Below are 21,553 nucleotides of genomic sequence, written 5' to 3'. Positions count from 1 at the left end.
ATATGAATTTACAGGGGTTTGTGCAGAAACTGTGGAGAAGTGTAATACGCGTGTCCGCATAGCGAAAGGAAAAAGTGAGGGTTTATGGCGGAAAAAAGAGCAATGGACAATGCGGCCGTCAAACGGCCGCAGCGTCAGCACCGACGCGGTTACGGCGTCGACCCCAGCGCTTCATTATGCGCGGTGTCTTCCACCAGCATCAGACCGGCACGCAGGCCGCTGGCGACGTCAGGATTCGGGAACAGAACAAACTCCTGCGCCTGCTGCACGTAATAGCGTTTGTCGCCATCTTCAGCCAGCAGGGCCCCCTGCGGAAAGGCGGTAAAGTTCAGGGTGTCGCCGCTCATGTGCAACACAAACCGGTCGGTATGCCGGGTGATCTGCTGTGAAACGCGATAGCGGCGCGGCGCGGCGGCAACTTCAGGCAGCGTCCCCCCGCTGATCAGCGCGTCCAGCGCCTGCACGGCAGCACTGAACTGACTGAGGTCGTTTTCCCCGAACGGCAGCGCCTTACCCAGCTCCAGCGTGCAGCTGGCCGCCTGGAAATGCTGGCTGCTGTAATGGGTAAATGTCCCGCCCGGGGAGCGGTGAAATACCAGCGCTTCCAGCCCGGCCGCCGCCAGCCAGTCCATAAAGGTTTCCGGCCACGGCGTATCACGCTGCGGCATGACGCCAAAGCGGGTATGGTACGAGCCTCGAATGGCCGTGTGCATATCGATATGCCAACGCACCTCTTCGTACTCTCCCGCCTGCCAGAAGTTTTCCATTGCCTGCTCAAGACGCCAGGCGCGGCGAGCTTCCGGGCAGTCTTCATACTGCTGCCAGCGACCACCGAACATCCGGTTCATGTCCCCGTGCAGATAACGTTTATTCTGCCGCAGTGCCGCCGGGTTGCCGTAGATCACCAGCAGACGGGTTAACAGCGGCCGCTCGCCGCGCAGCAGCGAGTCCACCATCTGCTCGAGGATCTCGACGGGGGCGGTCTCATTGCCGTGTACGCCCGCCGAAACCACCAGCGCCATGGATACGGTCTCAGGCGGGGTAATTTCAAGAATGCCCACGTCAATCCAGCGCCAGCTCAGATGCTCATTGCGTCCTTCTGGCTGGGCAGGGATCTGCCCGTTGAGGGTTAAGGTGAGGAAATCCTGCATTGCTACTCCTTACATCAATCGCCGTTCAGCCCTGACAGGCCGGAGAAAACCTCCGGCCCTGCGATCATCGCGTTACTGCTGAAAACGGTAAACATTGCCTAAGTTTAGCAGCTTAGTGAGCTCATCGAGAGCTTCACGTCCTTCCCGCAGCAAATGAGGGTCCGCGAGGTCGGCCTGCGACAGGCGATCGCGGTAGTGCCGCTCCACCCAGCCGTTAAGGGTGGCAAACAGCGTATCATTCATCATCACGGCCGGATTAACGGCCGCCTGCTGTGCGGCGTTCAGCACTACGCGCAGGCGCAGACAGGCCGGGCCGCCGCCGTTACACATGCTTTCGCGCAGGTCGAAGACCTTCAGTTCATCGATGGGGCCGCCGCTGGCCGCCAGCTCACTCAGATAAGACCACACGCCCGGGTGACGGCGCGCTTCATCGGGCAGAACCAGCAGCATTTTGCCGTCGGGCTTGCTTAACAGCTGGCTGTTAAACAGATAGGTCGCCACTGCATCGGCGACGCTGACGCGGTCGTCAGGGACCTCGATGGGCGTGAAGCCCGGCACCTTCTCCGCCAGCCCGGCCAGCAGCGCCGGCTGGTGTAAAAAAGCCTGCTGATGACAGAACAGGACCTGCTGATTGCTGACCGCAATGACATCGTTGTGAAAAACGCCCTGGTCAATCACCGCAGGATTTTGCTGGGCGAAAACGGTGCGCGCGGCGTCGAGCTGATGCAGACGGCTGACGGCTTCGCTGGCTTCACGGGTCTGACGTGCCGGGTAGCGAGACGGTGCCACGCTGCCGTCCATCTCGCTGCGGCCATAAACAAACAGCTGTACCCCCGCGTCACCGTAGTGCTGGCCGAAACGGTTATGGTTAGCCGCCCCTTCATCACCAAACATGGCCACCTGCGGCAGTGCATCATGCACGCTGAAGTGCTGAGGATCGCGGAATATCGCCCGCAGCAGTGCCCCGGTGGTCGGCGCCTCCATCGCGCGGTGAAATTTATTATTCAGGTTGGCAACGGTCAGGTGCACCCGGCTGTCGGCGCTGTCGGCAGAGGGCGACACCGTGGCGGCATTGGCCACCCACATGGCAGAGGCAGAACTTACGGCAGAGAGCAGCGCCGGATTCTGTTTCGCCGCCTGCGCCAGCACCTGCTCGTCGCTACCGCTGAAGCCGATCTGCCGCAGCGCATCAATGTTAGGACGCTCGTGCGGTGGGATCACTCCCTGCAGAAACCCCCTCTCCGCCAGGGCTTTCATTTTCATCAGCCCCTGAAGCGCCGCCAGCTTTGGATTAGACACCTGGTGCTGATAGCGTGTTGAAGCCTCATTACCAAAGGAGAGCCCCGCGTAGTGGTGGGTCAGCCCGGGCAGACCGTCAAAATTCACTTCAAGGGCTTTCATGGCGTCTCTCCCTGCGCGCTAAAATCCAGACCCGGGGAGAGCGTGGCGGGCAGCGACAGGTCAGCCGACTCCAGCGACGCCATCGGCCAGGCGCAATAATCGGCGGCATACCAGGCGCTGGCGCGGTGGTTGCCTGACGCGCCCACCCCGCCAAACGGTGCGGTACTGGCCGCCCCGGTCAGCGGTTTATTCCAGTTGACGATACCAGCACGCGCCTCAATCAGCAGGCGTTCAAATTTCTCACGCTGCGGTGAAATCAGCCCGCAGGCCAGCCCGTAACGGGTGTCATTAGCGATGCGGATCGCACTGTCAAAATCGTCATAGCGTATCACCGTCAGCAGCGGGCCAAAGACCTCTTCATCGGGCAGATTCTGCAGGCCAGTCACGTCAATAATACCCGGCGTCAGGATGGCACTGCTGCGCTGCGGCCACTGCATGGGCAGCAGTACCTGGCCACCAGCATCCACGCGTGCCTGCCATTCACTGAAGATTTTTTCAGCCGCCTGCAGGGAGATGACGCTGCCCATAAACGGCTGCGGTTCAGCATCCCAGCGTCCGGTACGGATGCGGGCGGCCACCTCCACCAGCCGCCGGAGAAAAGCATCCCCCGCCGCACCGCGCCGCACCAGCATTCGCCGGGCGCAGGTGCAGCGCTGTCCGGCGCTGATAAAGGCAGACTGGATAGCAATATGCACGGCCCCTTCAATATCATCGGGATCTTCCACGATCAGCGGGTTGTTACCACCCATTTCCAGCGCCAGCATTTTTTCCGGCTGACCGGCAAGCTGACGGTGTAACTGATAGCCGGTGGCCGCGCTGCCGGTAAACAGCACGCCGTCAACCTGCGGCTCTTGCGCCAGCGCCTGTCCGGTGTCCCGCCCGCCCTGCACCAGATTGAGCACGCCATCCGGCAGTCCGGCACGCTGCCACAGCCGCACGGTCAGTTCGGCGGTCATCGGCGTCAGCTCGCTGGGTTTGAACACCACGCAGTTTCCGGCCAGCAGTGCAGGAACAATATGCCCGTTCGGCAGGTGTCCCGGGAAATTATAGGGGCCAAACACCGCCATCACCCCGTGCGGGCGGTGGCGCAGGGAGCTGTCGCCACTGCTCTGCTCCCCGGTACGGGCGTGCCAGGCGCGGACGGAGATCGCCACTTTGTTGATCATCGCCTGCACTTCAGTCTGGGTTTCCCAGCGGGGTTTACCCGTTTCGCGCGCGATGGCTTCGCTCAGTGCCACTTTGTTTTTTTCCAGCAGACCGGCGAAGGCTTCGGCAACGGCCTGACGCTCAGAGAACGGACGGCGGGCCCAGGCGGGAAAAGCGGCACGCGCCGCTTCGCAGGCGGCGGTCACCTGGGCTGCGGTGGCGGTGTTACCTTGCCATAACGGCTCTCCGTCAACCGGACTGGTTTTACTCAGGATCTCACCGCCACCGGCCAGCCACTGACCATTAATACAGTGCGTCATGCTTTCTTCTCCTCGCGACAAAGTGTCACTACCCGCAGGTTGTCCCCCGGCTGGCAGCCTAAAATTTCGGCCTGGGCCGCCGTGACCGCGACGGTGTCGCGCTGTGGATCGGCAGGCAGCAGCATCACCCGGAAGTGATGATAGTTTTCATTAGAAACCAGGCACAGCGGCAACGTATCATCCTGACGCTCGCTCAGGGAGACGGCCATCAGACGGCTTTTCCGTATCGCCCGCACCCGGTCAATATCACACTCAAGGGTCGGGCCGCCGTCGAAAATATCGACGTAATTCTGGAAGTGAAAACCTTCTGCTTCCAGCACGGCCCGCGCCGGGGCGGTGTGCGGATGTACCTGGCCTATTACCGCCTTCGCCTCTTCCGACAGATAATCGATATACAGCGGATGCTTCGGCATCAGCTCGGCGATAAACGCCTTTTGCCCGGTGCCGCACAGGTAGTCAGCATCGGAAAATGACATGGAGAAAAAGCGACTTCCGACGCTGTCCCAGAAGGGTGAGCTCCCCTGCTCATCAATCACACCGCGCATTTCAGCGACCACTTTCTGCATAAAGTGCTGGCGAAAACCGGCCATAAACAGAAAGCGCGACTTGGACAGCAGATAGCCGTTTTTACCGTTGCGGTAGTCGGGATCGAGGAACAGCGTACAGAGCTCACTGCTGCCGGTGTGGTCATTACTGAGCGACAGCGTGGGCAGCATGTTGTAGACGTTCAGCTCTTTGGAGGCATGAACCTGGGTACCTACGCGAAAGTTGTACCACGGGTCCTGCAGACCCACGGCCACTTCAATCGCACAGATGCCCACCGCTTTTTTGCTTTCACTGTCTGCCAGCACAAAAACGTATCCCTGTTCCGCATCCGGCAGTTTGCCCTGCCAGGTTAACAGCGAACGATCGATACGTGCTGACAGCGTGTCGCTGTCGGCAGGCAGCGAGGTCAGGCCCCCGCCGGTTTTCCCGGCGAGGTGCAGTAACTGCGCGAGATCGTCTCGTTCAACGGGACGAATAAACATCATACGCGGGCTCCTTCAGTGACGGCGCGGCAGGCGCGTTCGAAGCGAGCCAGCCCCTCTTCTACTTCCTGGCGGGTGATAATCAGGGAAGGCGCGAAGCGCACGACACTGGCTCCGGCGATCAGCACCATCAGGCCCTCGGCGGCGGCCGCCTGGTTGATCAGTTTGGCTTTTCCCTGGTAATCCTGATTCAGTACGCAGCCGATCAACAGCCCCAGACCGCGAATTTCGCTGAACAGCTGCAGACGCTGGTTGATCGCCGTTAAACCGTCAACAAACCACTGATGGCGTTCAGCGACCCCGGCCAGCACTTCCGGGCGATTTATTAATTCCATCACTTTACCGCCGACCGCACCGGCCAGCGGATTGCCGCCGTAGGTGGTGCCGTGGCTGCCCACATTCAGATGGGCGGCCAGGGTCTCGGTGGTCAGCATCGCCCCGATAGGGAAGCCGCCGCCCAGCGCTTTCGCCGTGGTCAGCACGTCCGGCGTCACGCCGTAGTGCATGTACGCATACAGCGAACCGGTGCGGCCGACGCCGCTCTGCACTTCGTCAAAAATCAGCAGCGCACCGTGACTGTCACACAGCTCGCGCAGGCCGCGCAGAAAGCCGGGTTCCGCCGGCACCACACCGCCTTCCCCCTGAATAGGTTCGACAATCACCGCGCAGGTCTGGTCGTTAATCAGCGCGGCGGCTGAGGTCAGATCGTTATAGACCGCATGCTCGATTCCCTGCGGTAAGGGGGCAAAATCTTTCGAATACGCTGGCTGCCCCCCGGCGGATACGGTAAACAGCGTGCGGCCGTGAAAGGCATTTTTGAACGCCACAATACCGTTTTTCTGCGGTTGCCCGTTATCCATCGCCACCTTACGCGCCAGTTTCAGCGCGGCTTCGTTAGCTTCTGCCCCGGAGTTACAGAAAAATGCCCGGTCGGCAAAGGTGGCATCGATCAGCTGTTTCGCCAGGCGCAGGATCGGTTCATTGGTATAACCATTGCCGGTGTGCCACAGCAGGGCAGCCTGCTGCTGTAAGGCGCGTTGCAGCTCGGGATGCGCATGCCCGAGCGCATTGACCGCAATACCCCCGGCAAAGTCGATGTACGACTTCCCTTCCTGATCCCACAGTGTCGAACCCTCTGCCTTTACCGGAACAAAGCTGGCCGGGGCATAGGTGGGAACAATCCATTGATCAAAATTTTCACGGGTAACTGACGGTTGCATGGCGGCCTCGTTATTCACATTACCCTGCGCAGGCAGGGTGAATTAAAAGTTTAATTAATGTTAATGAAATGATTCATTGCAGCTCTACTGTAGATTGCACACCGCGTGCCAGCCAGAGAAAAAAATGCATAAACCGGGACCAAACACCGTATATCAATAAGTTACGCAAGATCGCTATTCATCGTTAATGCATAGAAAGTGAATAACAATCTGATCAACGGGGGTTTACAGCATAATAAAAAGCAGAATTATGCAGTGGCGAAATAAAATATCGAATGTGTGATCGAAGCCGGAATTTGGTTTTAAAAAGAGGCAGTTAACGCCCTGAAAAAGGTCAGGCGCACCAGGGTGGCGCACCTGAACCGGGCATGTGGCGGTAATAAGGGAAGCGTAAGGGGGGACTGATAACCGGGCAGCAGCCCGTCCGTCAGGTCAGCCGGTAGCGACTGTCCGGGCGCGGAGTGTCTGGCAGATCCTCGTCCAGATTCATTTCACGCAGGTTGATCTCAATGTTGGTACACATGGCATCCAGCGGCAGGTGGTTAGTCGCCAGGCCGAACGGCATCTCCAGCTCTTCCGCCAGCGTATCCAGCGACAGGAAGGTATAGGCAATAAACACTGAGACCAGCGGCGTCATATAGTGCAAATCGGGCACCAGGGCAAAAGGCAGCAGCGTACAGAACAGATAAACGGTTCTGTGCAACAGCAGCCCGTAAGCGAACGGTACCGGCATGCTGGCCAGCCTTTCACACCCGCCCAGCACCTGAGAGAGCTGATTGATATTGCTGTCCATATGCATATACAGGATGTCGGAAAGATTCCCGCGACGACGCTGCTCGGCCAGCCACTGGGAGAGCTGCAGCTCAATAAAGTTGGTTGGCGAACGCCGTTTCAACACCTCCTCCGCCTCCTCCCCCAGATAGCGGCGAAGATCCTCGCGCGCGTCGCTGTGGCGCAGCTGGTGTTTCAGGCTATAGGAAAAGGCCAGCAACAGAGAGGTGACGCGCGGCGCATCGGCGGGTGAAATGGCCAGCGCAAGGCGCTGCAGCGTGCGGCAGGCGATAAGCAGGTTGCCCCAGAACATACGTGCTTCGATAAAACGACCGAAGCAGACGCTGTTACGGAACCCGAGGAACACCGCGATGGAGACCCCCAGCAGGCTGAACGGCGCCAGGGTCAGCTTAATACCCAGCGTTTCGTACCAGTCGAGACAAAAAATGGCGATCAGGGACATCAGTAAATTCAGCGACAGGCGGAACCAGATGCCCGGCAATACCGAACCGTGCCAGGCGAACAGGCGGATAAACCAGTGACTCTCAGGGCGGATGATCATGATGTGCAGTTGAATGGGATTTTCCGCAGATTGTGCAGAAAATCCCCGCGCCTGAGAAGCGGTATTTTGTGACTTTGATCACCTTTATTTCAGGGCGGCATATTGACAAAAACCCCCGATTCAGCGGTCAGCACAATCCGCTGAATTCAGGGTGCCATCAGGTCGAAACTCCCGACGTCAGCGGGCTGTAGCGTGACCGGTGGGGCCAGCTTCAGGGTGATCCAGTTAGATGTCACCCGCTGCTGCCGACTGTCTTCCAGCGTAACTGACAGATGATACTCATTGCTGGCCCCTTCACTACTGTCCCAGGCCGGGACAATAATGCTCCAGCCCTGAACACTGGCCTTCTCGGTCGGCGGTGTCAGGCTCAGGGCCTGGGTATCGCCCTGCCAGCTGACCGCCCTGATCGGGTTGCTGTTGCGCACCTGTAGCTTCAGCGCCAGGGTTTCACCCGGCTGTACCTGCCACGGAGGGGTGGCGAGGAACACTGACAGCGTTTTCCGCTGCCGGAACTCCATTACCGGTGAATTATTACGATTCACTTCATCATAGCGGCTGCCGCTGAGGGACTTCGCCGCCGCGACATTGCTGGCCGAAAGCTGCTGCCTGAGGGAGACGCCGATGCGGTAATTCATTTTTAAAGCAAACTGATCCTGTGACTCGCCGCTGTCCCCCTCTTTATGGCTGGCGGAGAGGGTAAACAGGGGCACCGGCGTATAGTTCACCCCCAGCGACACGGCCGTGGGGTTAGACATCACATTCCCGCTGTTAAACAGGTCGACCCGCTTGCCCAGATACTGCTCATAGCTCAGGCTAACCCCGAGCTGGCGGTAAAACGGTAAATACCCCTGGGTGGTGATGTCATACCCCCGCGCCATGCGCATCTGCGAAGTGCTGTTGCGGTTTTGCCAGCCCGTCAGAGGATGGTAGTAGTTGGCAGAAAAACGCAGGTACTCGCCCCAGGCTTCCGCACCCAGCGAGCCACGCTGCTGATGAGATTCGAACAGGTCGTCGACAAACGCGTTGTAACCCACCCGCCAGCTTCCGGCGATCCAGCGCTGCCCGACGCCAGCATTGCCTACCGTGCCATAGTCGGTCTGCTGGACGCCAAGCTGGCTAAAGGTCAGATACTGATAGTTGTCCTGCCACGGCGTGAACAGCTGGGCTGAGGTGCCGTTAAAACTGCCTTCGTCATCGACCGCCAGCGACACGCTGGCCCGGCCATAGGGGGAGAGCAACTGCTCCCCCTCGCTGGCGGCACGCTGGGTGGCGGCATCACGAAACTGATTAAATGCCCACTGCCCGGCCTCTTCGCGCAGCGATCGGTCACTGTCGTTGTTCATGCTCGCTTCACCGATGCTTTTCGCCGCCTGGGCAATTTTTGCCGCCAGCCCGCTATCGGTATCGGTGATCCCCATTCCCGGCAGCTGTTGCTGCATCTGACGGAATCGGGTGGGGTCATCAAACGGCGCATCCGGGACACGCGTCGCCTGATCGAAGGCCAGCGCAGGGGCAAGCGGCAAGCCGCAGAGGGCCAGGGAAAACAGCAGGAATGACGAAGGGAAAAACCCGTGGCGAAATCTGTTCATAACCTCAAAAGCAATTTTATTATCTGTGTAAGTGTGAGTTGCTTCACAAAATCATACCGATAACCTTAGCACAGAAAAAGCCGGTGAGGCGAAAAGCCGGCCGCCTGCCTGAGCGCAGCCAGCCCGGACGTTTACAGTGAACGCCAGATAGCGACGGCAATACCGCCAAACAGCAGCCATTTAATCGCGTAATAGCAGGGTTTATTCCACGCCTTCAGGCGTTTCCCCACCTTGCGCACCGCATAGAGGTATTTAAAGATGCGGTTGATGCCGCCGGTGCGGTCGCTGTCACCGTTGGGTGCCGCTGCTGCCCCTACCAGATGACGGCCAACGCAGTGATTAACCGCCTGGGTCCAGCGCCAGAGCATGGGCCGTTCGATGTCGCAAAACAGGATCAGCCGGGGCTGCCCGCTGGTGTTTTCCGCATAGTGAATGTAGGTTTCATCAAAAACCACCTCTTTGCCGTCGCGCCAGCTGTAGCGCACGCCATCGACCTCAATAAAACAGCGGTCATCATTCGGCGTGATCAGCCCCAGGTGGTAACGTAGCGACCCGGCATAGGGGTCACGATGGCGCGGCAGGCGGCTGCCGTCCGGCAGCGAGGCGAACATGGCGGCTTTCACCGAAGGCAGACGGCGCAACAGTGCCGTGGTGTGGGGGCAAAGCGCGGCCGCTGAGGGGTGCGCCTCGTCATACCATTTCAGATAAAAGCGCGTCCAGCCGGTTTTAAAGAAAGAGTTAAATCCCGCGTCGTTATAGCGATCTGACGCTTTGATCTCTTGCAGCGCGAGCAGGCCCTGCCCCTCCTCGCGAATCGTCAGCCAGTTTTCGCGCAGCGTCTTCAGCTCGGGAAATACCTCCGGGGGGAGAAAAGGCGTGGTGGGAAGGCGGGAAAATAGATACATAAAGACATTAAGAGGGGCGACAAAGGTCGAGTGATCGGCCAGCTGCCGCCAGAATCCGTAGCGGACCTTCCCTCTTAAGTGCACGTACAGTACGGTCAAAATCCAGATAACTAACACGAAATATTTCATTTTGCTCTGCCCGTCAGTTGACCGGGATCGTCCTGCTGATCCCGTCGTGAATTGTCAGCCTGCGTTGTGCGGATGAAACGAACCTTCCACCGGAAAATGCACAACAGGAGCGAGTATAATGACTTTTCAGCCGGGCAAAATGGCAGTGGCACGGAAAGGCCGGGGATCGGCTGGCAGACCGCATCAGGACATAATCAGCCCGCCGTCAACGTTGATCGTCTGCCCGGTAATATAGCGCGCATCGTCGGAGGCGAGAAACGCCACCAGCCCGGCGACATCCTCCGGCTGGCCGGCCCGTTTCAGTGGGATCCCCTGCACCCACTCGGCCATCAATTCCCCTTTGCCATATTTTTTCTCCGCGCTGCTGAGGATCTCTCCCCAGACGCGATCGTTGTAGTCCCACATTTCGCTTTCAATAATCCCGGGACAGAAGGCGTTAACCGTAATGTTCCAGGGGGCCAGCTCCTGTGACAGGCTCTGGGTAATGCCGATCACCCCCATCTTGCTGGCGGCATAGTGCGGGGTATAGATAAACCCCTGCCTTCCCTGCCCAGATGAAGTGTTGATCAGGCTACCGGACTGCTGCCTGACCATATATTTTGCCGCTTCACGGCAGCACAGCCAGACGCCGGTGGTATTCACCGCCAGAATTTTATCAAAGTCGGCTTTCGGCATTTTGTCGAAGGTATCAATGGTGATCACCCCGGCATTCTGGATCGACACATCGATGCTGCCAAACCGCGCCGCCGCCTCACGGTACAGCGCCTGTACCTGAGCTTCATCGGTGACATCGACCTGTAAGGCAAGGATCTCACTGCCCCACGTTGCCTTTATCCGATCTGCAGTGGCCAGTACACGTTCGGCATTGGACACCATGACCAGGTTCGCGCCGTCGCGGGCAAAACGTTCGGCGATACCGGCCCCGATACCGCGACAGGCTCCTGTAATGACCACGGTCTTACCACTAAAATCACGATTCATCTGCTGCTCCTTTAGATAGAATGGGGGTGACAGGCTGCCAGAGAGTGCGTTGCACTGCCGCCTGCCAGCCCAGCCAGCTCTGCTGGCAGAGGTCATGGCGCTGCGGGTCCGGCAGCCACAGGTCGTGCTCGGGCATCAGCGCCAGCAGCTGCCCGTCGTTCAACTGACCCAGGGTGCGACGGGCAAGCAGCCCGGCCCCTATCGCCGACAGCTCCGGGGTGCTGCTGCGCGCCACCGGGCAGCCCAGCAGGTCCGCCTGGAACTGCATCAGCCAGGGGTTTTGCGTTGGTCCGCCGTCTACCATCAGCGTTTCCAGCCGGAAGTCTGGATGCTGGCGCATGGCCTCAATCACGTCGGCAATCTGGTAGGCGATGGCCTCCAGCGCGGCGCGGATCAGGTGCGCAGGGGTCACGCCCCGGCTCAGGCCACAGATCACACCGCGCGCCTGGTCGTCCCACCAGGGGGCACCGGTACCGGTCAGCGCCGGAACAAAACAGACACCCAAAGTAGAATCAACACTGGCGGGAAGTTCGTGCAGCGCCCGGCTGAGAACCTGCCCCTTACCGTCAGTCAGCCCGGTAGCCTGTGCCATCCACGCTACGCCATCCCCGGTATGGGGAATATTGCCTTCCAGGCCATATACCCGCCGTTCGCCGTCATGCCAGGCCACCGTGGTTGCCAGCGAGGTGATGCTGGTGTCCGGCGTATCCAGCGGGGCCATCACCGATGACCCCGTTCCGTAGGTGGCTTTGACTCCGCCCGGCGCGCCCAGTCCGTGGCCGTAAAGCGCGGCGTGAGAATCGCCGACCATCGCCATCACCGGCAGGCCATCCGCAATCCCCGTCAGACCACGGGTGACGCCAAACAGGCTGCCGGAAGGGCAAATCTCAGGCAGGGCCGCGCGTGGAATGCCAAACAGGGCCAGCATCGACGCATCCCAGTCACCGCTGCGCAGGTTCAGAAGCTGAGTGCGTGCGGCATTGGAGACATCGCAGCGGAACTGCTGACCGCCGGTGAGGTTCCACAGCAGCCATGCGTCAATGGTCCCCAGACAGAGCTCACCCCTGGCCGCCCGCTGATGACCGTCCGGGGTATTGTCCAGCAGCCAGCGCATTTTCGAGGCAGAGAACAGCGGTGCCACCGGCAGTCCGGTAACGGAACGGATAAGTTCTTCCTGATGGTCACGCTTGAGCTGTTCGCAGAAGGCCCCCGAGCGGGAGCACTGCCAGGTAATCGCCGGGCCCACAGGACGCCCACTCTGACGATCCCAGCCGACGGCGGTCTCGCGCTGATTGCTGATCGCCAGCGCCGCCACGCGCTGTTCCCCGACGATGTTAAGCACTTCCCGCAGCACCGTCAGCGACGTATTCAGCAGGATAAGCCCATCCTGTTCAACCCAGCCCGGCTGCGGTGTGGCGACGGTCAGCGGCCGCGAGGCTTTTGCCACCACCTGACCGCACGCGTCCAGCGCCACCGCTTTCACATTGCTGGTCCCTTCATCCAGGGCAACAATCAGGTCTCTAGCCATGGCTGACCTCAGAGAGCGGCGAGGCCGCCTGCTTTTTTTCATGGCGACGCATCAGCACCACTTTGCTTTGCAGTTTTTGCTGGAACTGGTCGATGACCACGGCGGTGACAATCACCAGGCCCTTAATCACCATTTGCCAGAAGTCGCTGACGCCCATCATCACCATGCCATCAGCCAGGAAGACGATGACGAATGCGCCGATAATCGAGCCGGAGACGCGGCCACGTCCACCCGCCAGCGCCGTCCCGCCGAGTACCGTGGCTCCGATGGCGTCCATCTCAAACATATTACCGGTCATCGGATGCGCCGTTTGCAGCTGCGACGCCACCACCAGTCCGACCAGAGCAGCACAGAGCCCTGAGAAAGCGTAAACAAACACTTTCACTTTGATAACCGGCACCCCGGCCAGGCGGGCCGCAGGCTCATTCCCGCCGGCCGCATAAATGTAGCGGCCGAGGGGCGTTTTACGGGTGATATACAGCCCGGTCAGCAGGAAGCCCACCATCAGCCAGATCGGAAAGTAGATCCCGAGGAAGCTGCCGGAGCCAAGCAGGGAAAAGCCGGTATTGCCTAACTGCGGCACACCGACCAGATTGGCGTAGGTGCTGCCGTCGTTAAACAGCAGCGCGGCACCGCGAGCGATATACATCATCCCGAGGGTACAGATGAACGGTGCGACGCCCAGACGGGTGATCACCGCGCCGTTGATAAAGCCGAGCAGGATGCCAAACACCGCCACCGCGAGGATCACTTCCGGTACGTTGAGAAACAGCACCTGCCCGCCCCAGATCGGTACGCCGCTGGTGAGCAGCGCACCCGCCACCATGCCGCAGATCCCGGCGACCGCCCCCACCGACAGGTCAATGCCGCCGGTGAGGATCACCAGCGTCATGCCTATCGCCAGCAGGCCGGTGATCGCCACGTGCTGGGTCATGATCAGCAGGTTAGACAGAGTGAGAAAGTTCGGCACCATCACGCTGAAAAAGCCCACCACAATCAGCAGAGCAATAAAAGTTCGGGCCTTCAGCAGGTACATATAGAGCAGATATTTTTGATTCATTTTTTCTTCCTCAGGCCCGCTTATTCATGCGGTGTTGACGCAGTGATTAACGTTTCGCGCGTGACATCAGCACGCAGGAGATCGGCTGTAATTCGCCCGTCGGCCATCACCAGAATACGGTCGGCCAGCGCCATCACCTCATCCAGCTCTGACGATGAGAACATCACGGCCAACCCTTCCTGCGCCATTTTGCCGATCAGCTGATATACGTCGGTTTTTGCCCCCACGTCGATACCGCGCGTCGGTTCATCCAGCAGCACCACTTCAGGTCCGGTCATCAGCGCCTTACCCAGCACCACTTTTTGTTGATTGCCGCCGCTCAGGGAGGTGATTGGCAGGTCGGTATCGCTGACTTTGATCGCCAGACGCTGCACCATATCGTTGACCTTTTCACTCTCCTGCTGCGGGCGCAGCAGGCCCAGCGCGCGCCGGAATCCACGCAGGCTGAGGTCGCTTAACGTCATGTTGGTTTTCACCGACATCATGCCGATCATCCCCTCGCCTTTACGATCTTCAGGCACCAGTGCAATGCCTTTTTTCAGCCGGTACTGGAAGTCCCGTTTGTCGAGACATTCGCCGTTCAGCGAAACCGTGCCGTGCTCGCAGCCCATCAGGCCGATCAGGCCTTTGAACAGCTCGGTACGCCCGGCCCCGAGCAGACCATAGATACCCACCACCTCGCCCTTGCGCAGGCTGAAGCCGACGTCATTCAGCTTGTAGCCGCCGTCCTGGCGCAGCGCGGTCAGCCCGCTGACCTCCAGCACGACCGCCCCCTGGCGGGCCGGGGCATAGTCAAACTGTTTTTTCTTGTCACCGACCATCTGCGCGATGATCCACGGCACGCTGGCATCACGCACTTCACGCTCGCTGATAAACCTCCCGTCGCGAAAAATAGTGATGTGGTCGCCAATCTCCATCAGCTCTTCCAGACGGTGCGAAATGTAGATAATGGTGACGCCACGCCGTTTCAGGGCCGCAATCACGCTGAACAGTACTTTCACTTCCGACTGGCTGAGTGCCGAGGTCGGTTCGTCCATAATCAGAACCCGGGTATCTTTTGACAGCGCACGCGCAATTTCCACCAGCTGCTGGTGACCAATGCCCAGTTCCCCGAGCGGCGCGTAAGGATCGACATCCAGCTCCAGCCGTTCCAGCAGGGCTTTCGCCAGCTGGTACTGATATTTCTCATTAATCCGGCCGCGCTGGAAAAACTCATTACCGATAAAGATGTTGTCCATCACGTTCATATTCGGGAACAGGTTCAGCTCCTGAAAAATGATGCTGATGCCGTGCTTTTCTGCCTGCTGTGTGGAGTGCAGCGAGACGGCCTCCCCCTCAAGGAAAATCTGCCCGGAAGACGGTACTTCCACCCCGGCCAGCATTTTCATCATGGTGGATTTACCGGCCCCGTTCTCCCCGATCAGCACGTTGACCTTGTTGCGATAGACGCGGTAGTTCACCTGGTCGAGTGCGGTGACACCGGGATAGAGGCGCGACACATTGCGCGTTTCAATCACCACCTCTGACGGCGCGTCGCGCTCCGGCAGCAGATCGATTTGATATTCAGCCATCATGCCCCCTCTATTTGCGTACCACGTGGGCCGGCGTGATGTCCGGCGGCGTCTGCGGAACGTCCCAGCTGCTGAAGACCCCGTCAACCTCGACGTTATCGCCCACTTTCGGCTGAAACTTTTGCACCTCCGCCGAGGCCAGGTTGTTGATGGCACGCCCGTAGTCGCCAAAAAGCACCTGATCGTTGAAGTCCTGATAGCTCACGCCTTGATAAGCGTCCCGCAGCGCGGTACCGCGGATAATCGGGCCGATCTGCACCACCACCTCCTGACCGCTGACGTCTTTCACCGTCATTTTTCCGCTGCGCGAGGTGGTGTTCACCGCCGTGACCGCCCCCTGAATTTTCACGCTGAACACGCACGGGTTTTCATCCTGACTGCGGTATCCTGAAGCCTTGCAGGCGGCATCAAAATCTTTTGCCGCGGCCAGCGATGTCATCATCTCGCCCAGCGGTTTTGCCGTGCTCACTATCTGCGGCACAATCTTTTGCTGCCAGGTAGCAGTGACGTTTGCCATCGCCGGATTGGGGGGATTTTTTAAATCGGCCAGCTCCTGCTGCGACACAATACGGCAGCCGCCAAGGGCTAAAGTGGCCATTGCCAGCCAGACTCGCCTGGACATAATGCTCTCCTTTGCGCCCCCACAGGGGCGCAGCAACATCGTGTAAAAACGTTAACTCAGGATTTGAAATTAAAGTCCTGCACTTTGTCTGCATTGCCCTGGTTAATCAGGATGCCGCGGAACATGACGCGCTGTTTTTCTGGCTTGATGCCTTTCTGCAGGAAGTTGTCGATATCCGTCACGCCCTGGGCGGCGATGGCCTGCGCCTGTAACATCACAGTGGCTTTCAGCGTCCCGGCTTTGACCGCATCGCGTTCGTCGTTGCTGCCGTCAATGCCGACCACGATCACGTCGTCACGTCCGGCAGCCTTCAGCGCGGCAATCGCCCCCAGCGCGACCGGACCGTTACCGCAGATCACCCCTTTCACATCCGGGTGTGCCTGCAGAATGCTGTCCATAATGCGTTTACCGTCGATCAGGGTACCTTTAGCGTCCTGTCGGGCGATGCTTTTCATCTCCGGGTACTGATCCAGTACCTGGTGGAAGGATTTGGAGCGGGTAACGCAGTTATTGTCGGCGAGATTACAGGTCAGTTCGGCATAGCTCCCCTTCTCGCCCATCTTTTCGACGAAGACGTTGGCGACATCGGAACCTGCCTGGAAGTTGTTATGAGTGATCTGCTCCAGGGCGACGTCATCCACCGGTATTTCACGGTTAATCAGCACCACAGGAATACCCGCCTCTTTGGCTTTTTTAATGGCCGCGACGCTGGCGGTAGAGTCGGCGTTGTCGAGGATAATGCCCTGCACTTTTTTGCCGATGGCGGCATCAATCAGTTCGCTCTGCTTTTTCACATCTTCACCGTGGGACAGCACGGTGGTTTTATAGCCCAGCGCCTGAGCCTTCACATTGGCGCCTTTCGCTTCAGAGGCGTAATACGGGTTATCGAGGGAATTCACCAGGATCATAATGGTGCCTTTCTCCGCCGCAAACGCGGCATGAGAGAAGGAGCAGGCGGTCGCAACGGCTAACAGCGTTAAACGCATTTTCATATTGATGTTCTCGCAATTTGTTATGTTGTTATGTGTAGGTACAGCGTTGATTCTCAGTTTCTCTGGTCTGGGCGAAGTACTTCTTAAGTCTTACCAAATAGTGAAACCACCATCGATCATCAGATCGGCTCCGGTGATCATGTCGCTGCCGTTGCCAGCAAAAAACAGAACAGCGGCAGCAATTTCGTCCGTGTAGGCAAAGCGTCCCATCGGGATCAGCTGCTTCATCGCCTCCCCTTTTTCACCACGCCAGGCTTTCTCGCCCATCGGCGTCAGCACCACGGTCGGCGACAGGGTATTAACGTTAATTTTGTGCGGCGCAAACTCTTTCGCCATCACTTTGGTCATCCCCAACAGCCCGGCTTTCGCTGAGGTATAGGCCACATGGTTATCAATGGCGATGGAGGCCGCCTGCGAGGCGATATTGATGATCTTTCCGCCTTTACCCGCTTTCACCATGCGTTTTGCCACCGCCTGCGAACAGAGGAATGGCCCGGTCAGATTGACAGCCACCTGCTTCTGCCACTCGGCAAATTCCGTTTCCAGTACAGGCTGCAACATCACGTAGCCCGCGCAGTTCACCAGAATGTCGATCTGTCCGTAGTGTGCTTCAACCTGTGCAATTGCCTGCTCGACAGAGTCCGGGTCGGTCACATCACACTGAACAAACTGAACGCAATCGGCGGCAAATTGCCCGGCTACCTCTGCCACTTTGCTCTGTTCAAACGCCGGGTACAGCAGCGCCAGCTTTGCGCCTTTCTCCAGCAGCATCTGGTTGCTGGCCATGGCGATCCCCCCCAGCCCGCCGGTAACGACGGCGACCTTACCGCTCAAATCGCCGTTAATGTCTACGCCGTAGCGCAGATTGACGTCATATTCGTGACTCATTTCCAGACTCTCCTTAAGCGGCAACAAGATTTTCTAACGTGGCGCGCAGGCCTTCAGCATCGATGCGGAACTGGCGACGCAGGGCAGCACGACTGCTGCTGTGGGTAAATTCATACGGCGGGATACCCAGCGGAATAAAGCGCTGGCGCAAGCTGTGCTGATGCAGCAGCTCGCCGATAATGCTGCTCAGACCGCCACTCAACACATGTTCTTCCATGGTGATCACCTGACGGTGTGCGGTAATCAGCTTGATGACCGCCGCTTCGTCCAGCGGCCACAGAGAGGGCAGTGAGACGATGGTGATGCTGTCATCTTTAGCGGCCAGCGCTTCATGAGCCAGCGTCCCCAGGCAGAACACCACGGTGTCTTTACCCTGCTGTAACACCTCTGGTTTACCCGGCACAAACTGGTAATCGGCATCATGCAGCAGCGGCACTTTGTCGCTGTCCATACGGATATAAACCGGGCCTTTGTGGCTGATGGCATGGCGGGCGATGGCGCTGGCCTGGATCGCATCTGCTGGCGCGAAAATCTGCAGATTACCCATCGAGCGGGCGATAGCGATATCATTAGTACAGTGGTGGGTTGCCCCCAGTGGGCCGTAAGCAAAACCGGCATTCAGGCCGAGCATCTTGACGTTGGTTTCTGAGTAGCAGACATCATTTTTCAGCTGCTCATTCGATCGGGCAAACAGGAATGGGGCCGCATTAGCGGTAAAGACGGTGCGGCCGCTCAGTGCCACTCCCGCCGCCATTCCCACCATGTTCTGTTCGGCAATGCCGACGTTGATCACCCGGTCCGGGAAGGCTTTTTCAAACGGGGCAATTTTTGACGTAGAGGTGGAGTCGGCCACCATCACGCTGAGGTCTGCTCCCTCATTCTGGGCTTGCACCAGCGTAGCAATCACGGCGTCGCGTAAGTCTTGCATGATTAATCCTCCAGCTCGGCCAGCCCAAGGGCCAGCTGTTCATCGTCAGGGACGGCGTGATGCCAGGCCGGGACATTGGCCATAAAGGAGATACCGTGCCCTTTTTCGGTATTGGCTAAAATAACGCGGGGTTTGCCGATGCCCGGCTGGTTCACGGCCGCCGCTATCGCTGCGGGATCGTGGCCGTTGCACTCCAGCACTTCAAAACCAAAGGCCAGCCATTTATCGGCCAGCGGCTCCAGCGGCATGATGTCCTCGGTTTTACCGGCCAGTTGCAGGCGGTTGCGATCAACAATCGCCACCAGATTTTCCAGCCTGAATTTGCTGGCTGACATGGCGGCTTCCCAGTTCGACCCCTCTGCCAGCTCGCCGTCGCCCAGCAGCACAAAGGCCCGACGATGGGCGCGGCCAGAGAGTTTGTTTCCCAGGGCCAGGCCGACACCAATCGACAGCCCGTGACCTAATCCTCCGGAGTTGATTTCCACCAGTTCAGGCAGCTTCTGGTGGATGGGGTGCCCCGCCAGTAGCGTATCGTCGCCCATAAACTGGTCGAGGATGGCCGGATCAATGAGCCCCATCGCCGCTGCGCTGCAGTAAAGCCCGCCGGCCCCGTGGCCTTTGGACAGGATGAAGCGATCCTGATCCGGACGCGGACGGCTGCGATCCATCACTGCCATAAACAGGGTGCAGATGATATCCACCTCCGAGAGGTCGGCACCGGTGTGACCTTTACCTGCCCGATGATTCATTTGCAGTACGTAGCGCCGGGCCTGGCGTGCCGTCTGTTTGATTGCCTGAAAGTCCATCATTACCTCTTCATCTGTGACGCCGCGGGCGGGATAGCGTACTGATATGACAGTCTGCTGCGGCAATTTCGTTTTCGAATAAAAATATACGCTATCGTTTATTATCATATTGTGGGGTGGATCATATTTCAAACAAAAGCACAAAAAAGAAACAACACCTTATAAATCAATAAAATAACCGCTAAATATGACAATACCTATTGGTTCTGGAATGTTAAAAGCCAGTTAAATCAACAAAATGAGCAATGTAGACTTTCATTCGAAAATGAAAGGTCCATTTCGCTGTTCTCGCAATTGCTCCGGTCGGGGGTTACTATTTAGCGCAGCAGCCCGGCTGGTGGCCCTGCGACCCGCTTTCAGGTAAAGGGAGTGACTGACATGAAAAACAAAAATGAACAGCTGGCTGATATGCAGCAGCGGCGGGAAAAAATCCTGGAGATGATCCGTGAGGATGGCACCGTCACGGTGAAAAGACTGAAAGAGACGTTCGGCCTGACAGAGGCGACGCTGCGCACAGACCTGCGGATGTTACAGAAAGAGGGGCACGTGCAGCGCTATCACGGCGGCGCAACGCTGATGACAGGCAAGCAAAATACCGGCGCGCTGCTGCTGGAACGGCAGACCCATCTGGAGGCGAAAGATGCCATTGGCCGGCTGGCTGCCCGGCATATCGAAAACGGCGATACGGTGATTTTCGATTCCGGCACCACTACCACCGCTATCGCCAATCATATGGCACACATCCGGCGGCTGTCGGTGGTCACTAATGCGGTCAATATCGCCCTGAAGCTGGGCGGGGAGCCGGGGATCAATATTCTGCTCACCGGCGGAACCTTTAAGTTTCCGACGCTCTCCACCTCGGGTGAAAAAGCGGCCAGCTTTTTTGAAAACGTGCTGGCAGAAAAGCTGTTTCTGGCGACGGCCTGTATCTCCCCCCGCCTGGGCCTCAGCTTCCCCAGTGAAACCGATATCAAAGTGAAAAGTGCGATGATCCATTCAGCCAGCACCGTTTATGTGGTGGCCGATTCCAGCAAAATCGACAAAGTCTCGATGTTTGCGCTGCCGTGCGAGTGGAGCAAAATCCACTATCTGATCACCGACAGCGGCATCAGTCAGGCGTCAATTGCGGCCTTTGAAGCGCTGGGGATCACCGTGCTGGTGGCTGCCTGAACGGCATCCGGGTGATAAAGACTCACGACGTCGCCCACAATTAACAGACTCGGCGACTGCGGCCGGTGTAAGGCCACGGTCTGCGCCAGCCGGTCGAGGCGGGTGATCAGGGTGCGCTGGTCTGCCCGCGTTCCCCGCTCGACAATCGCCACCGGGGTACCGGCATCACGCCCGGACAGGATCAGCTGTTCGCTTAAGGCTTCACACCAGGTCAGCCCCATATAAAACACCAGTGTCTGACGTGCGTCGCGCAGGCTCTCCCAGTCCAGTCGCGGCTTACCGTCGCGCCCGTGACCGGTAATAAAGCGCACCGACTGGGCCAGATCGCGGTGAGTCAGCGGGATGCCGCTGGCGGCAGCACAGCCGGTGGCAGCGGTAATACCGGGCACAATATGGCAGGTTACCCCGGCTTTTTGCAGCCACAGCATCTCCTCACCGCCCCGGCCGAAGATAAAGGGATCGCCCCCTTTCAGCCGGACAACCTGCCGCCCGGCACAGGCCAGATCTTCCAGCAGCTGGTTAATCTGCGACTGTTTCATCCCGTGGAAGCCCGGCGTTTTTCCGACGTCGATGCTCAGCGCACCCGCCGGGATCAGCGCAAGGATCTCCGGGCTGACCAGGCGGTCAAAGATGACGACCTCTGCCTGTTCAATCAGGCGCAGCGCGCGAACCGTCAGCAGATCAACGGCCCCCGGCCCGGCCCCTACCAGCCATACGGCCCCCTGCTGGCCGGGAACCGCCTTCCCGGCCAGCAGTTTATCAAGAGAAGGAATTTTCGCAGTCAT

General features: G+C 58.7%; 19 protein-coding genes. 1 reads left to right on the top strand and 18 read right to left on the bottom strand.

Features of this window, described 5'->3' with window-relative positions; translation table 11 throughout:
* Positions 1-149: 149 nt before the first annotated feature.
* The 17 genes from astE to IFU29_RS00205 form a co-directional block, all read right to left on the bottom strand.
* Positions 150-1,151 carry a succinylglutamate desuccinylase gene (gene astE / locus IFU29_RS00285; protein WP_191932151.1) on the bottom strand — a complete coding sequence of 334 codons (1,002 nt, stop codon included), beginning with the start codon at positions 1,149-1,151 and terminating at the stop codon, positions 150-152.
* A 72-nt stretch (positions 1,152-1,223) separates the two neighbouring features.
* Positions 1,224-2,552, bottom strand: coding sequence for an N-succinylarginine dihydrolase (gene astB, locus IFU29_RS00280; RefSeq protein ID WP_191932150.1), 1,329 nt, complete (start codon positions 2,550-2,552; stop codon positions 1,224-1,226).
* Positions 2,549-4,018, bottom strand: coding sequence for a succinylglutamate-semialdehyde dehydrogenase (gene astD / locus IFU29_RS00275; protein ID WP_191932149.1), 1,470 nt, complete (start codon positions 4,016-4,018; stop codon positions 2,549-2,551). Before astD ends, astB begins: the two co-directional genes overlap by 4 nt.
* Positions 4,015-5,049 (bottom strand): arginine N-succinyltransferase, encoded by a 1,035-nt coding sequence (astA, locus tag IFU29_RS00270; RefSeq protein WP_191932148.1) that lies wholly within the window; start codon positions 5,047-5,049, stop codon positions 4,015-4,017. The genes astD and astA overlap by 4 nt, the downstream gene beginning before the upstream one ends.
* Positions 5,046-6,266, bottom strand: coding sequence for an aspartate aminotransferase family protein (locus tag IFU29_RS00265; RefSeq protein ID WP_191932147.1), 1,221 nt, complete (start codon positions 6,264-6,266; stop codon positions 5,046-5,048). The genes astA and IFU29_RS00265 overlap by 4 nt, the downstream gene beginning before the upstream one ends.
* Positions 6,267-6,693: 427 nt before the next feature.
* Positions 6,694-7,599, bottom strand: coding sequence for a bestrophin family protein (locus tag IFU29_RS00260; protein WP_191932146.1), 906 nt, complete (start codon positions 7,597-7,599; stop codon positions 6,694-6,696).
* A 146-nt stretch (positions 7,600-7,745) separates the two neighbouring features.
* Positions 7,746-9,188, bottom strand: a complete 1,443-nt coding sequence (locus tag IFU29_RS00255; protein WP_191932145.1) for a YchO/YchP family invasin — start codon at positions 9,186-9,188, stop codon at positions 7,746-7,748.
* A gap of 131 nt (positions 9,189-9,319) precedes the next feature.
* Positions 9,320-10,222, bottom strand: a complete 903-nt coding sequence (lpxO, locus tag IFU29_RS00250) for a lipid A hydroxylase LpxO (RefSeq protein WP_191932144.1) — start codon at positions 10,220-10,222, stop codon at positions 9,320-9,322.
* Between the two features lie 183 nt (positions 10,223-10,405).
* A complete protein-coding gene (locus IFU29_RS00245; RefSeq protein ID WP_191932143.1) occupies positions 10,406-11,203 on the bottom strand; it encodes an SDR family oxidoreductase in 798 nt (265 codons plus the stop codon).
* On the bottom strand, positions 11,193-12,731 hold the full coding sequence (locus IFU29_RS00240; protein ID WP_191932142.1) for an FGGY family carbohydrate kinase: 1,539 nt from the start codon (positions 12,729-12,731) through the stop codon (positions 11,193-11,195). The genes IFU29_RS00245 and IFU29_RS00240 overlap by 11 nt, the downstream gene beginning before the upstream one ends.
* Positions 12,724-13,791, bottom strand: a complete 1,068-nt coding sequence (locus tag IFU29_RS00235; RefSeq protein ID WP_191932141.1) for an ABC transporter permease — start codon at positions 13,789-13,791, stop codon at positions 12,724-12,726. The genes IFU29_RS00240 and IFU29_RS00235 overlap by 8 nt, the downstream gene beginning before the upstream one ends.
* A 20-nt stretch (positions 13,792-13,811) precedes the next feature.
* Positions 13,812-15,362, bottom strand: a complete 1,551-nt coding sequence (locus tag IFU29_RS00230; RefSeq protein WP_191932140.1) for a sugar ABC transporter ATP-binding protein — start codon at positions 15,360-15,362, stop codon at positions 13,812-13,814.
* A 10-nt stretch (positions 15,363-15,372) separates the two neighbouring features.
* Complete coding sequence (locus IFU29_RS00225; protein WP_191932139.1) at positions 15,373-15,984, bottom strand: DUF2291 family protein; 612 nt, start codon at positions 15,982-15,984, stop codon at positions 15,373-15,375.
* A gap of 56 nt (positions 15,985-16,040) precedes the next feature.
* Positions 16,041-16,976 (bottom strand): D-ribose ABC transporter substrate-binding protein, encoded by a 936-nt coding sequence (locus IFU29_RS00220; protein WP_191932138.1) that lies wholly within the window; start codon positions 16,974-16,976, stop codon positions 16,041-16,043.
* A gap of 90 nt (positions 16,977-17,066) precedes the next feature.
* On the bottom strand, positions 17,067-17,864 hold the full coding sequence (locus tag IFU29_RS00215) for a GolD/DthD family dehydrogenase (RefSeq protein ID WP_191932137.1): 798 nt from the start codon (positions 17,862-17,864) through the stop codon (positions 17,067-17,069).
* Positions 17,865-17,877: 13 nt separating this feature from the next.
* Positions 17,878-18,792 (bottom strand): transketolase family protein, encoded by a 915-nt coding sequence (locus IFU29_RS00210; RefSeq protein ID WP_191932136.1) that lies wholly within the window; start codon positions 18,790-18,792, stop codon positions 17,878-17,880.
* Positions 18,793-18,794: 2 nt separating this feature from the next.
* On the bottom strand, positions 18,795-19,598 hold the full coding sequence (locus IFU29_RS00205) for a transketolase (protein WP_191933075.1): 804 nt from the start codon (positions 19,596-19,598) through the stop codon (positions 18,795-18,797).
* Between the two features lie 378 nt (positions 19,599-19,976).
* Here IFU29_RS00205 and IFU29_RS00200 point away from each other — a divergent pair, with 378 nt between their 5' ends.
* Positions 19,977-20,768: a DeoR/GlpR family DNA-binding transcription regulator gene (locus tag IFU29_RS00200; RefSeq protein WP_191932135.1), complete on the top strand. Its 792-nt coding sequence runs from the start codon at positions 19,977-19,979 to the stop codon at positions 20,766-20,768.
* On the opposite strand, the gene cobA is transcribed toward IFU29_RS00200, so the two are convergent.
* Complete coding sequence (gene cobA, locus IFU29_RS00195; protein ID WP_191932134.1) at positions 20,711-21,553, bottom strand: uroporphyrinogen-III C-methyltransferase; 843 nt, start codon at positions 21,551-21,553, stop codon at positions 20,711-20,713. The two genes, IFU29_RS00200 and cobA, sit on opposite strands and share 58 nt — an antisense overlap.

The sequence above is a fragment of the Erwinia persicina genome, assembly GCF_014838825.1.
GTDB classification, from domain to species: domain Bacteria; phylum Pseudomonadota; class Gammaproteobacteria; order Enterobacterales; family Enterobacteriaceae; genus Erwinia; species Erwinia persicina_A.
This window is presented reverse-complemented; position numbering and strand designations above follow the sequence as displayed.

Bases quoted from the DNA above. Each gene is read 5' to 3' on its own strand.
- IFU29_RS00265 (WP_191932147.1), bottom strand. From the start codon at position 6,266: ATGCAACCGTCAGTTACCCGTGAAAATTTTGATCAATGGATTGTTCCC.
- IFU29_RS00215 (WP_191932137.1), bottom strand. From the start codon at position 17,864: ATGAGTCACGAATATGACGTCAATCTGCGCTACGGCGTAGACATTAAC.
- astA (WP_191932148.1), bottom strand. From the start codon at position 5,049: ATGATGTTTATTCGTCCCGTTGAACGAGACGATCTCGCGCAGTTACTG.
- astE (WP_191932151.1), bottom strand. From the start codon at position 1,151: ATGCAGGATTTCCTCACCTTAACCCTCAACGGGCAGATCCCTGCCCAG.
- IFU29_RS00245 (WP_191932143.1), bottom strand. From the start codon at position 11,203: ATGAATCGTGATTTTAGTGGTAAGACCGTGGTCATTACAGGAGCCTGT.
- IFU29_RS00235 (WP_191932141.1), bottom strand. From the start codon at position 13,791: ATGAATCAAAAATATCTGCTCTATATGTACCTGCTGAAGGCCCGAACT.
- IFU29_RS00205 (WP_191933075.1), bottom strand. From the start codon at position 19,598: ATGGACTTTCAGGCAATCAAACAGACGGCACGCCAGGCCCGGCGCTAC.
- astB (WP_191932150.1), bottom strand. From the start codon at position 2,552: ATGAAAGCCCTTGAAGTGAATTTTGACGGTCTGCCCGGGCTGACCCAC.
- astD (WP_191932149.1), bottom strand. From the start codon at position 4,018: ATGACGCACTGTATTAATGGTCAGTGGCTGGCCGGTGGCGGTGAGATC.
- IFU29_RS00240 (WP_191932142.1), bottom strand. From the start codon at position 12,731: ATGGCTAGAGACCTGATTGTTGCCCTGGATGAAGGGACCAGCAATGTG.
- IFU29_RS00210 (WP_191932136.1), bottom strand. From the start codon at position 18,792: ATGCAAGACTTACGCGACGCCGTGATTGCTACGCTGGTGCAAGCCCAG.
- IFU29_RS00225 (WP_191932139.1), bottom strand. From the start codon at position 15,984: ATGTCCAGGCGAGTCTGGCTGGCAATGGCCACTTTAGCCCTTGGCGGC.
- IFU29_RS00220 (WP_191932138.1), bottom strand. From the start codon at position 16,976: ATGAAAATGCGTTTAACGCTGTTAGCCGTTGCGACCGCCTGCTCCTTC.
- IFU29_RS00230 (WP_191932140.1), bottom strand. From the start codon at position 15,362: ATGGCTGAATATCAAATCGATCTGCTGCCGGAGCGCGACGCGCCGTCA.
- IFU29_RS00260 (WP_191932146.1), bottom strand. From the start codon at position 7,599: ATGATCATCCGCCCTGAGAGTCACTGGTTTATCCGCCTGTTCGCCTGG.
- IFU29_RS00255 (WP_191932145.1), bottom strand. From the start codon at position 9,188: ATGAACAGATTTCGCCACGGGTTTTTCCCTTCGTCATTCCTGCTGTTT.
- cobA (WP_191932134.1), bottom strand. From the start codon at position 21,553: ATGACTGCGAAAATTCCTTCTCTTGATAAACTGCTGGCCGGGAAGGCG.
- IFU29_RS00200 (WP_191932135.1), top strand. From the start codon at position 19,977: ATGAAAAACAAAAATGAACAGCTGGCTGATATGCAGCAGCGGCGGGAA.
- lpxO (WP_191932144.1), bottom strand. From the start codon at position 10,222: ATGAAATATTTCGTGTTAGTTATCTGGATTTTGACCGTACTGTACGTG.